Origin of the sequence: Clostridium sp. C2-6-12 (genome assembly GCF_009928485.1) — a bacterium.
Lineage (GTDB): Bacteria > Bacillota > Clostridia > Clostridiales > Clostridiaceae > Clostridium.
This window is the reverse complement of sequence record NZ_JAABNP010000007.1, coordinates 37234-50129: the sequence shown is the minus strand read 5'-3', so window position 1 is coordinate 50129 and position 12896 is coordinate 37234. Positions and strand designations below refer to the sequence as shown.

Genomic DNA, 12896 nt, shown 5'->3' with positions numbered 1-12896 from the left:
TAAATTACAACATATATATTATACTGTATTTTTATTACCTATTCTAGAAATATGTATGTGATTTCTAGAATTAAATCTATTTTCTATTATTTTAACTGTATTTCTGCTCCATTAAGTTTTTTAATCTTAATATAATATGCAACCATTAAAATAACTTCTGCTCCAAGCCAAGCGGCTACTTCTGCAAAGTATATTCCGGTTTGGCCAATTAAGAGAGGAAGTAATAGAGCTACTGAAATACGCATAGTCAATTCAACAATTCCTGAAATCATTGGAATAATAGTATCACCCATTCCTTGAAGGGCATTTCTATATATATGAAGCATGTACAAAATAAAAAGTAAGCTACTCATTATAGTTAGATAATTACTTGATATATCAGTAACTAGTCTAACTTCTTCAGGATTTCCTGATATAAACATAGCTACAATATAACGACCAAACATAATTAAAATTACTGAAAGCAGTAGAGAGGTTCCAATTGCCATCTGTAGGGCAGAATTTATTCCTTTGCGTATACGGTCATATTTCTTTGCACCTAAGTTTTGTCCAGTATAAGTAGCTGTTGCATAGCCTAATGAAACAGCTACTAATTCGAGTAATCCATAAAGTTTATTAGTTGCTGTAAAACCTGCCACGAATATAAATCCAAAACCATTTACCACATATTGTACAACAAGGCCTCCAAAACCTATTATTCCATTTTGGAAAGATATAGGTATCCCCAAATATATTAACTTCTTAATTATGTATGTATCAATTTTAAAATCTTCACGAGTAAATTTTAATATGGATATATGTCTTATATTATTTAAGCAATATATAAATGAAAATAATTGGGCTATCACAGTTGCTATTGCAGGTCCTTTAATTCCCCATTTAAATCCAAGGACAAAAATGAAATCTAATACTAGATTTATAATAGATGCAATTATCATAGCTATAAATGGAGTTTTGCTATTTCCTAATGCTCTAAGGATTGCTGAACAAGTATTATATGCTAAAATTGCAGGTATTCCACAAAAAGCAATCCTTAGAAAAATAAGTGCATCATGAATTATATTGTTAGGTGTATTTAATAGAATTAAAACAGGTTCAGCTACCACTAAAGTTAATATTGTCATTGAAATACCCATTATGGAAGCAAGAATCACGGACATGGTTATAGTTTTTTTAAGTCTCATAATATTATTTTCTCCAAAGTACTGAGAAATAAGTATTGAAAAGCCTTGAGTAAATCCAATTATAACATCTATAGACATCCAATTTAGCCAAGCTCCTGAACCAACTGCCGCTAATGCTTCTACTCCAATGAATTTTCCGATTACTACAGTATCTACAACATTATATAACTGTTGAAAAACATTTCCCAAAATCAGTGGTAATGCAAATAGAAAAATAAGTTTTATAGGTTTTCCTTCCGTCATGTTTTTTACTTTATCATTCATTAAGTTACATCTCCTATAAATAGTTATTGTACAATGTATATTAGCAGATGACTGCATCTAATTAGCTTAATAAGTTTTTTGTTTATTTTGATTTACCATTATACATTGTATAATTATATACTACTTAATCATGAATATTCAAATATCTAGCGCAATTATATTTGGAATGATTGTGACAAATTATCCATATTGGCAAAATGGGAGTTTTATTATTTATAAAATTATGCATAAGATATTTTTGTGAACAATTATTGTATATTTGAAAATATGTTTAAACATATTTAAGGGCGTTTTGGTAATTAAAATACACTAATAAAGAGACCTAGAAAGATTTATAAAATTTGTTTAAACAAATTTTATAAAAACTATTGACTATATGTTCAAGATAAATTAAGATAAAGATGTAAACATTTAAATGTGAAAAAGAAAAAACTAAAAATAATATTAAATCAATATTAAAAACAGATCTGTGTCATGAACTAAGAAATTATTCATTAGGTATTAAGATAAAATTCAGGAGGTTTTAATTTATGGGTAAATTTGAAAATGATGCAAAAGAACTATTAGAATACGTTGGTGGTCGTGAAAATATATCAGCTGTTACTCATTGTGTTACAAGAATGAGATTTGTATTAAATGATCCAGATAAGGCGGATAAAGATAAAATTGAAAAGTTAAAAAGTGTTAAAGGAACTTTTACTCAAGCAGGTCAATTTCAAGTTGTTATAGGAAATGAAGTATCGACTTTTTATAATGATTTTATTAAAGTTTCAGGTATAGATGGCGTAAGTAAAGATGAAGTTAAAAATGCAGCTAAAAACAACATGACTTTTATGCAAAAGCTTATGGCAAACATAGCAGAAATATTTTCTCCACTTATTCCAGCAATCATAGTTGGAGGTTTGATTTTAGGTTTTAGAAACATTATTGGAGATATGAAATTATTAGAAAATGGTACAAAATCTTTGGTTGAAGTGTCTCAGTTCTGGGCAGGAACAAATAGTTTCTTATGGCTAATTGGAGAAGCTATATTCCACTTCTTACCTGTTGGTATAACGTGGTCTATAACAAAGAAAATGGGGACAACTCAAATCCTTGGTATAGTATTAGGTATTACATTAGTTTCACCACAACTTTTAAATGCATATGCAGTAGCAGGTGCTGATAAGATTCCTTATTGGGATTTTGGTTTTGCACAAATAAAGATGATAGGGTATCAAGCACAAGTTATACCAGCTATAATGGCAGGCTTTACATTAGTATTTCTTGAAAGAGGCGCAAGAAAAATAAGTCCAGCTTCAATATCTATGATAGTTGTACCGTTTTTAGCTTTAGTACCAGCTGTATTAATAGCTCATACAGTAATAGGTCCTGTAGGCTGGGCAATTGGTTCAGTAATCTCGAAAGCAGTATATGGAGGACTTACATCATCTCTTGGTGCAGTTTTTGCAGCAGTTTTTGGTTTCTTATATGCACCATTAGTTATTACAGGACTACACCATATGACAAATGCAATAGATCTTCAATTAATGGCACAATTTAATGGAACATCACTTTGGCCAATGATAGCTCTATCTAATATTGCTCAAGGTTCAGCAGTGTTAGCAATGATATATTTACAAAGAAAAAATCAAGAAGCTCAAGAAGTTAACGTACCAGCTTGTATTTCAGCATATCTTGGAGTAACTGAACCAGCAATGTTTGGTGTTAATTTAAAATATAGTTTTCCATTTTTCTGTGGAATGGCAGGATCAGCAGTGGCAGCAGTAATTTCTGTAGGAAGTGGTGTAATGGCAAATTCAATTGGTGTTGGTGGACTGCCAGGAATATTATCAATTAAACCTGCATTTATGGTTATGTTTGCAATATGTATGGTAGTAGCTATAGTAATACCTTTTATCCTTACTGTGATAGTAGGAAAAAAGAAAGGCATTAAATAATACTAAGCTAAAAATTATATTAATTATAGACTACATTATTTACATGTAGTCTATATAATAACTAAAATCAAATAGTATAAAAGCAAGTGAAAGCGATATTGTTGAAAGGATAAAAATTATGAAGGATTTTAAGAAAAGTACTGTCTATCAAATATATCCTAAATCATTTTATGATACAAACGATGACGGAATTGGAGATTTAAACGGAGTAATAGAAAAATTAGATTATTTAAAAACTTTAGGAATAGATTATATATGGCTTACTCCTTTTTATCCTTCTCCTCAAGTAGATAATGGTTATGATATATCAGATTATTATAATATAGATCAATCTTTTGGGACTTTAGAAGATTTTGAAAAGTTGGTTAAGGAAGCTAAAAAAAGAGATATTTATATAATGCTGGATATGGTACTTAATCACACATCAACGGAGCATAATTGGTTTAAAAAAGCTTTAACAGGAGAAAATAAATATAAAGAGTTTTATATTTTCAAGGAACCAGTTAATAATGAACCGCCTACAAATTGGCAGTCTAAATTTGGAGGGAATGCTTGGGAGTATGTAGAAAAGTTTGATGAATATTATTTACATCTTTTTGATAAGACACAGGCTGATTTAAATTGGGACAATGAAGAAGTGAGAAAAGAAATATATAATATAGTAAACTTTTGGTTAGAGAAAGGTGTTAAAGGTCTAAGATTTGATGTGATAAATTTAATTTCAAAACCAGAACTACTTGAAAATGATTTAGAAGGCGATGGTAGAAGATTCTATACAGATGGACCAAGAATTCATGAATATTTACATGAACTTAATGAAAATACCTATGGAAAATATGAAGATATCATTACAGTTGGTGAAATGTCATCAACAACTATTGATAACTGCATAAAATATTCAAATCCTGAAGAAAAAGAATTGTCAATGGTATTTAATTTTCATCATTTGAAGGTAGATTATTATAAAGGTGACAAATGGACAGTAATGGATTTTGATTTTAAACAATTAAAGGAATTATTTAAAACCTGGCAAGAGAGGATTCAAGATGGAAGTGGATGGAATGCTTTATTTTGGTGTAATCATGATCAGCCTAGAATAGTTTCAAGATTTGGAGATGATAAAGAATACTTAAAGGAAAGCGCTAAAATGCTTGGGACTGCAATTCATATGATGAGAGGTACTCCTTACATTTACCAAGGTGAAGAATTTGGTATGACTAATCCATATTTCGATACTATTGAAAAATATAGAGATGTAGAGTCTATAAATTACTTTAATATTTTAAAGGAACAAGGAAAACCAGAAAGAGAAATATTAGAAATACTAAAAGAAAAATCTAGAGATAATTCGAGAACACCTATGCAATGGAATGATGAAGAAAATGCTGGATTTACAAAGGGGACTCCTTGGATTCCAATTTGCAATAAATATAAAGATATAAATGCTAAAAAAGCTTTAGAAGATAAAGCTTCAATATTTTATCATTATCAAAAATTAATTCATTTAAGAAAAGATTATGAAGTTATTTCAGATGGGCAAATTAAATTCATATTAGAAGATAATAAAAAGGTATTAGCATATGTAAGAACTTTAGAGAATGAAACCTTAATTGTTATAAATAATTTCTTCAAGGAAGAAGTGAATATTCAAATGCCAGAAGAAATTTTAAAGAATATGTCTAATAGTAAAATCTTATTATCTAATTATGAAGATAGCAGCAGCTTAAATAATAATATAGTTTTAAGACCATTTGAATCAATAGTATATCATTTAGAAGTTTAAAAATTTGAAGTGATTAATAAAATGTTATATAAAATATTCCTTTCAGAGCAAACAGTTTAGAAGTGGGTACTGTAGTGTTTTGAAAGGAATATTTTTGTTTATTTAATTTTATAGAAAGTATTTTTGTACAAATTTTAATTTTAAAATTAAAATTTGTATTTATTTTATTATAGAAATATAAATAAAATACAAATAACTAAAAAAAGTCATAATTAATAATTTTAATGATAAAATTATTACAAATTGACACTAAGATAATAATAACGTTTACATTAAAACCGATGCTATAATGTAAACAAATACATGGTAAATATGAATTAGCCAATGTATAAATATTAAGTTTTATAGGGGGAATAATTTATGAAATTGAAAAAAATTATGGCAGCTGTAGTAACTGGTATGATGGCAGTTAGTTTAATGGCATGTGGCTCATCAGCACCAAGTGGAAATGCAGGCTCATCAGCAAGTAAAGGAAAAGATGATAAAAAAATTACAGTTTGGGCTTGGGATGATACATTTAACATTAAGGCCGTAAACATGGCAAAAGAAAGATATTTAAAAAATCATCCAGATGTAACTATTGATGTTGTAAGTATGGCTCAAGAGGATGTTGTACAAAAATTAAATACAAGTCTTTCATCAGGTACATACGATGGACTTCCAAATGTAGTATTAATTGAAGATTATAGAATTCAAAATTATTTACAATCTTATCCAGGTGAAATTAAAGATTTAAGTAGTAAAGTAGACAAAACTAAATTTGCTGATTACAAATTAAATGTAATGTCAGATGGAAATAAATTCTATGGAGTACCATTTGATAGTGGTGTAGCAGCTCTATTCTACAGAACAGATTTAATTGAACAAGCAGGATATAAGAAAGAAGATATGAAAGATCTTACTTGGGAAAAATACTTAGAAATTGGTAAAGCAGTTAAAGCTAAAACAGGAAAAGCAATGCTTACTATTGACCCTAGTGATTTAAATCAACTTAGAATCATGATGCAATCAGCAGGTTCATGGTATGTTAAAGAAGATGGTAAAACAGTAAATATTCAAGGTAACGAAGCTTTAAAACAATCTATTGAAATATACAAACAATTAGTTGATGCTGGTATCACTAAACAAATTTCAGGATGGGATGCATTCTTAGCAGCTTTCCAAAAAGGTGAAGTTGCAACAGTACCAAGTGGATGTTGGATTTCTTCTTCTGTACAAGCAGCTGAAGATCAAAAAGGTAAATGGGCTGTAACAGCAATTCCAAGATTAGGTTCAAATCCTAAATCAGTAAATGCATCAAACAGCGGTGGTAGTAGCTGGTATGTATTAGATAAAGTTGGTAACTCAGATTTAGCAGCAGATTTCCTAGCAACTACTTTTGCATCAGATACAGATTTAATGAACGACTTAGTTCCAGCTATTGGTTTAGTTAGTACATTAAAAGCAGCAAGTACAGCTCCAAACTATAGCAAACCAGTAAATTTCTATAATGATCAAGAAGTATTTAAAGATATGGCAGCTTGGACTACAAAAGTTCCAGCAGTAAACTATGGTCTTTACACTTATAAATTAGAAAGCGTTATGGCAGAAGGAATGCAAAAAATTGTAGCTGGTGGAAATATAGATGAAACACTTAAGGATACACAAGCTCAAGCAGAAGCAGCTGTAAGCAAATAATAATATCATAACTATAACTAAAAAATAGAAGTTTATGGAGACTATTTGTTAAAACTTTAAATAGATATTTAGCAAATAGTCTTTATAAATCTTAAGGAGTTGAAAAAAATGAAGCGTAAAGTCAGTGCAGGTATTAATAGCAAAGAAAATTTGTGGGGATGGATTTTTATAGCCTTAGGTACATTTTTAATAGGGTTATTTGTTTTTTATCCAATGGTGCAGTCTTTATTCATGTCAATGCAATCAGGTAAAGGAAATAATTTGAAGTTTAGTGGCGTAGACAATTACATAAGAATGGCTTCAGATCCAACATTAATTAAAGCAATTGGAAATACATTTATATATTTATTAGTTCAAGTTCCAATAATGATTATTTTTGCACTTATTATTTCATCAGTTCTTAATGATAAAAATTTAAAATTCAGTGGATTTTTTAGAACAGCAATTTTCTTACCATGTGTAACTGGTCTAGTTGCATATTCAATAATAATGAAAAGTATATTTGCTGCTGATGGGCTAGTAAATAAACTACTTATGAGTATTCACATTATTTCGGGGCCTATTGAATGGGTAACACATCCATTTTGGGCAAAAATATTAATAATAATTGCAATCACTTGGAGATGGACAGGGTATAATATGATTTTCTATTTATCAGGATTACAAAATATTGATCATTCAATTTATGAAGCAGCTGAAATAGATGGAGCATCTCCATTTAAGAAATTTACTAATATAACAGTTCCATTATTAAAACCAATTATTTTATTTACAACAATTACTTCAACAATTGGTACACTTCAATTATTTGATGAAGTTATGAACATTACAAAGGGTGGTCCAGCAAATGCTACAACTACCATTTCAAAATATATATACGATTTAAGCTTTACTTATACACCAGACTTTGGATATGCAACAGCAGTAGCTTACCTAATTGTTGTTATGATTATAATTTTAGCAATTATCCAATTTAAAGTAGGAGGGGACAAGAATGACTAAGAAATTTTATACAGCAGTTAAATATATTTTTTTAAGTGTAATATCACTGATTTCTATATTCCCATTCTTTTGGATGATTATTAGTGCTACAAACAAATCAGTTGATGTAACAAGAGGTAGATTGCTTCCAGGAAGTAATTTTATGAGCAATTTAAATAATCTTTTAAAACCAGAATTGGGATTTATTAATTCTTTAGGAAATTCAGCTAAGATTGCAATTATAGCAACTTTGCTTGCATTACTTGTTTCATCTATAGCAGGTTACGGTTTTGAAATATTCAGAACACCTGCAAGAGATAGAGTTTTTAACTTTTTACTTTTATCAATGATGGTTCCATTTTCAGCGTTAATGATTCCTTTATTTAAGTTTTTTGCAGGTTTGAAATCTACACCATTAAGTTTTATGGGATTAAATACAATGTTTGCTGTAATTTTACCTAGTGTTTGTACTGCTTTCTTAATATTCTTATTTAGACAAAATACTAAATCTTTCCCTAAGGAAATTTTAGAAGCAGCAAGAATTGATGGTTTGGGGGAAGTAGGTATTTTCTTTAAAATATTCGTTCCAACTATGAAAACAACTTATGCAGCAGCAGCTATTATTACATTCATGGGAAATTGGAATGCATATTTATGGCCATTAATAGCACTTCAATCACCAGAAAAGAAGACAGTTCCATTAATTATTTCAACTTTAGGCTCAAGTTATTCACCTGATTATGGCTTAATAATGATAGCTATAGTAATTGCAACTATACCAACTGCGCTTGTATTCTTTGTAATGCAAAAGCATTTCGTTGCAGGAATGACTGGATCAATAAAATAGTTACACCTATAAAAAGAGTGGCTATGCCACAATACGGAACTTTTCTGTAATTAGAAACTTAAAATTAGTTAAGAATTGAGAGTAGAGGATGAAAAGTCATTAGATCAATTCAGAGTTAAGAGTTATTGATGAAAAGCCTTCGGGCTTTTCTATATATTTTATAAGAAATAGATTTGCTATTTCAGCATATAATTGTTAATTGTGCTTTGTAAATTGTGAATTCCAATTATTCATCATGAATTATTAATAAAAATTATCATCATGAAACAATAAAAAATCAAAATATTGGAGGGTAGCTATGAATAAAGAATATTCAGCATTAATGAATAAGGTTACTGGTCTTTTGCATGGAGGGGATTATAATCCAGATCAATGGTTAAAGTATCCAGAAGTTTTAAAGGAAGATGTTCGTCTTTTAAAATTAGCAAATTGTAATTGTGTTTCTATAAATATATTTGGGTGGAGTGCAATTGAGCCAGAAGAAGGAAAATATACTTTTGATTGGCTTGATAAGATTATGGATGACATGGCTGAAAATAATATTCATGTTATTTTGGCTACTCCAAGTGGAGCAAGACCAGCTTGGATGTCAGAAAAATATCCAGAAGTTTTAAGAGTAAATAAGGATAGAAGTAAAAATCTTCATGGTCAAAGGCATAATCATTGTTTTACTTCATCAGTTTATAGACAAAAGACTTATGAAATAAATAAAATTCTAGCAGATAGATATAAAGATCATCCAGCTTTAATAATGTGGCATATTTCAAATGAGTATGGTGGTGACTGTCACTGCGAGCTTTGTCAGGAAGCTTTTAGAAATTGGCTTAAGAAAAAATATGATAATGATTTAGAAAAATTAAATGATGCATGGTGGACAGGCTTCTGGAGTCATAGATTTAATAGCTGGTCTCAAATAGAAAGTCCATCAGAAAAAGGTGAAATGTATGTTCATGCTCACAACCTTGACTGGAATAGATTTGTTACGGACCAAACAATAGATTTCTACAAAAATGAAATTGCACCAATAAGAGAAATTACCCCAGAGGTGCCTGTGACAGCTAATTTCATGGGTGGGTATCCTCATATGGAATTATTCTTAGGTTTAGATTATTGGAAATTTGCTAAAGAAGTAGATGTGGCATCTTGGGATAACTATCCTGCATGGCATAATGATTTTGAAACAACTGAAGAATTAGCAGCTAATGTAGGTTTTGTACATGATATATATAGATCTTTAAAGGGTGGACAGCCATTTTTAGTTATGGAAAGCACGCCAAGTCTTGTAAACTGGCATGATACAAATAAGTTAAAGCGTCCAGGAATGCATTTCTTATCTTCAATGCAAGGCTTAGCTCATGGAGCAGATTCAGTTTTATATTTCCAATGGAGAAAGGGAAGAGGAGCTTCTGAAAAATTCCATGGGGCTGTAGTAGATCACTGTGGACATGAAAATACAAGAGTATTTAGAGAAGTATCAGAAGTTGGAGAAGCTTTAAAGAAATTAAAGGAAATTCAAGGAGCAACAGCAGAATCAAAAGTAGCAATAATCTATGATGTAGAAAACAGATGGGCTATTGATGATCTTCAAGGGTTGAAGAAATTTAAAAAGGGTTACGCAGAATGCTGCCAAGAAGCCTATAAGGTATTTTGGGAAAATGGAATATCAGTTGATGTAATAAATATGGACTCAGATATTTCAAAATATGATTTAGTAGTTGCACCAATGCTTTATATGGTTCGTTCAGGTGTAGCTGAAAGAATAAATGAATTTGTTAAAAAAGGCGGAACCTTTGTAACAACTTACTGGAGCGGAATAGTAGATGAAAATGATCTTTGCTTCTTAGGAGGCTTCCCAGGACCACTTAGAGAAGTTACAGGAATTTGGTCAGAAGAAATAGATTCTTTATATGATAATGAAACTAATGAATTGGAATTTGTTACTGGTAATAAAGAAAACTTAAAAGGAACTTATGAGGTTAAAGATTATTGCGACTTAATTCATGCAGAAACAGCAGAAGTTCTTGCGGTTTATAAAAATGACTTTTATAAAGATATGCCAGCAGTTACTGTAAATAAATATGGCGAAGGAAAGGCTTATTATATAGCAGCAAGAACAGAAGAAGACTTTAATAATAATTTCTACTCAAAGCTTATTAAGGATTTAGAAATTAAGAGTGTTATAGATGGAGAATTACCAAAGGGAGTTACAGCTCAAAAACGTAGTAACGGAAAAAATGATTTTACCTTTGTAATGAACTTTACTGAAGAAGAAAAGATTGTGTCACTTGGAAAAGAAAAATATATCGATATGCTTTCAGGAGAAGAAGTAAAAAATGAAATCAAATTAAATAAATATGGAATTTGTATTTTGAAACAATAATTTTATTAGTGATGAACATAGGATTAAAAGTGCTTGTAATCACAATAAAATAAGAAAATCACTATAAATCAAAAAATGATTTATGGTGATTCTTTTAAATAAATATTTATTTAATGATTATCATAGCAGGAGGGGTAAAATGAAAATTAGTTTTAACATTTGTTATAATTGTAAGTATAATTTCAGCAAGTACGTTTGCAGTTATTTATACTAATATTAATAAAATTGCATATTCAAATTATGAGCAGACTGTAACTACTATTAATAATTTAGGATATGCATATTTAGATAAGCAGTATATAGGTAAATGGAAGGTATCTGATGGAAAGCTTTACAAAGGAGAAATGAAGATTAATGACAATAATCAATTGGTAGATTCTATAAAAACTCAAAGTGGAAGCTCAAGTATTATATCAATATTTTTAGGGGATACTAGAATTGCTACAAATGCAGTGGATCAAAGTGGAAATAGAGCTTTGGGTACAAAAGCTTCTGAAGAAGTGGTTGAAGCAGTTTTGAAGCAGGGGAAAGTATTTGTTGGGAAAACTAAGGTATTAGGAAGAGATACCTTATGTCAATATACTCCAATAACAGATGCGCGTGGAGATGTAGTAGGTATATGGGCTGTTGGTATTGACTATGGAATTATTTCGCAATATATATTTAAAATAATTTCAGTTATTGCAGCAGTTATGCTTGTACTTACGATTGTAGGAATAATAATATTCACTAAAATTGGGGCTATTATTGTTAAATCCATTGAAAAATTTAATGGACATTTACTTCAGATATCTGAAGGTGATTTTACTATTCCAGTAAATGACAAGCTCTTAAAAGCAAAAGATGAAACTGGATCAATGTTTAAAAATTTAAAACTTATGCAAAATAACATTAAGCTAATTTTAAACAATGTAGAAGAGCAAGTGGATTCTACCTCAAAAACAAGTAAAGAATTATTAGGAACCGTTGCAGAGTTACAAACTATTGTAGAAGAAATAAATGTTGCAACAGAAGAAATTGTAGCAGGATTAGAGGAAACTTCTGCATCAACAGAAGAAATAAGTGCAACTACAAGTGAAATGGGAAATTCAGTTGAAAAAATTACGGATAAAACTAAAAAAGCCTTATTGTATTCAGAAGAGATCAAAAATAGGGCAGATAATTTCAGAAATGAATCAATTATATTAAAAAATCAAACGCTTGACTTATGTAGTAATAACAGTAGCAAATTAAAAGTAGCTATTGGACAGGCATCTAGAGTAAATGAAATAAGCAATTTATTAGATTCAATATCAAATATATCCGAACAAACAAATTTACTTTCGTTAAATGCATCTATAGAAGCTGCAAGAGCAGGAGAAGCAGGATTAGGATTTGCAGTAGTTGCATCAGAAATTAAAAAATTAGCAGAAGAATCTAATCATACAACAGAAAGCATAAAAGTTATAATTGGTCATGTAATTCAAGCGGTAGATAATTTGGTTAACAGTTCAAATGAAATATTAAAGTTTATAGATGAAACTGTTATTGAAAACTATAAACAATTTGATGAAATTGGTAACTTATATAGCAGTGATGCCAATTATTATCATAAGGTTTCTCGAGAAATAGAAGTTGAAGCAGAACAGCTCTTATTAGCTGCAAAAGATATTTCAGCTGCAATTGCTAACGTTGGTGTTGCAGCAAGCGAAGGAGCTAATGATGCTGTTAATATTGCAAATAAGATTAATATATTATGCGATAAATCTCAAGGTATAGAAAATAGTTCAAGAGATTGTGAAGAAGTATCAGTTAAATTGGCTGATGCAATAAAACAACTTAAAATTAGTTAATAATTAAA

At 29.7% G+C, this 12896-nt stretch carries 8 protein-coding genes; 7 read left to right on the top strand and 1 reads right to left on the bottom strand.

Features of this window, described 5'->3' with window-relative positions; genetic code table 11:
* Nucleotides 1-86: 86 nt before the first annotated feature.
* On the bottom strand, nucleotides 87-1448 hold the full coding sequence (locus tag GXK56_RS07565) for an MATE family efflux transporter (protein ID WP_160686799.1): 1362 nt from the start codon (nucleotides 1446-1448) through the stop codon (nucleotides 87-89).
* Nucleotides 1449-1978: 530 nt separating this feature from the next.
* On the opposite strand from GXK56_RS07565, the gene treP reads away from it, so the two are divergent.
* From treP to GXK56_RS07530, 7 genes are all read left to right on the top strand, one after another.
* Nucleotides 1979-3388: a PTS system trehalose-specific EIIBC component gene (gene treP, locus GXK56_RS07560; RefSeq protein WP_160686797.1), complete on the top strand. Its 1410-nt coding sequence runs from the start codon at nucleotides 1979-1981 to the stop codon at nucleotides 3386-3388.
* 118 nt (nucleotides 3389-3506) lie between these two features.
* A complete protein-coding gene (gene treC, locus GXK56_RS07555; RefSeq protein ID WP_160686795.1) occupies nucleotides 3507-5171 on the top strand; it encodes an alpha,alpha-phosphotrehalase in 1665 nt (554 codons plus the stop codon).
* Between the two features lie 360 nt (nucleotides 5172-5531).
* On the top strand, nucleotides 5532-6848 hold the full coding sequence (locus GXK56_RS07550) for an extracellular solute-binding protein (protein WP_160686793.1): 1317 nt from the start codon (nucleotides 5532-5534) through the stop codon (nucleotides 6846-6848).
* A gap of 108 nt (nucleotides 6849-6956) precedes the next feature.
* Nucleotides 6957-7850, top strand: coding sequence for a sugar ABC transporter permease (locus GXK56_RS07545; protein ID WP_160686791.1), 894 nt, complete (start codon nucleotides 6957-6959; stop codon nucleotides 7848-7850).
* Complete coding sequence (locus GXK56_RS07540; protein ID WP_160686789.1) at nucleotides 7843-8676, top strand: carbohydrate ABC transporter permease; 834 nt, start codon at nucleotides 7843-7845, stop codon at nucleotides 8674-8676. The genes GXK56_RS07545 and GXK56_RS07540 overlap by 8 nt, the downstream gene beginning before the upstream one ends.
* A gap of 298 nt (nucleotides 8677-8974) precedes the next feature.
* Nucleotides 8975-11056 (top strand): beta-galactosidase, encoded by a 2082-nt coding sequence (locus GXK56_RS07535; protein WP_160686787.1) that lies wholly within the window; start codon nucleotides 8975-8977, stop codon nucleotides 11054-11056.
* A gap of 164 nt (nucleotides 11057-11220) precedes the next feature.
* Entirely contained in the window at nucleotides 11221-12888 is a 1668-nt protein-coding gene (locus GXK56_RS07530) for a methyl-accepting chemotaxis protein (protein WP_347707945.1), read from the top strand.
* The last annotated feature ends 8 nt before the right edge of the window (nucleotides 12889-12896 follow it).

Bases quoted from the DNA above. Each gene is read 5' to 3' on its own strand.
- GXK56_RS07545 (WP_160686791.1), top strand. From the start codon at position 6,957: ATGAAGCGTAAAGTCAGTGCAGGTATTAATAGCAAAGAAAATTTGTGG.
- treC (WP_160686795.1), top strand. From the start codon at position 3,507: ATGAAGGATTTTAAGAAAAGTACTGTCTATCAAATATATCCTAAATCA.
- GXK56_RS07550 (WP_160686793.1), top strand. From the start codon at position 5,532: ATGAAATTGAAAAAAATTATGGCAGCTGTAGTAACTGGTATGATGGCA.
- GXK56_RS07565 (WP_160686799.1), bottom strand. From the start codon at position 1,448: ATGAATGATAAAGTAAAAAACATGACGGAAGGAAAACCTATAAAACTT.
- GXK56_RS07535 (WP_160686787.1), top strand. From the start codon at position 8,975: ATGAATAAAGAATATTCAGCATTAATGAATAAGGTTACTGGTCTTTTG.
- treP (WP_160686797.1), top strand. From the start codon at position 1,979: ATGGGTAAATTTGAAAATGATGCAAAAGAACTATTAGAATACGTTGGT.
- GXK56_RS07540 (WP_160686789.1), top strand. From the start codon at position 7,843: ATGACTAAGAAATTTTATACAGCAGTTAAATATATTTTTTTAAGTGTA.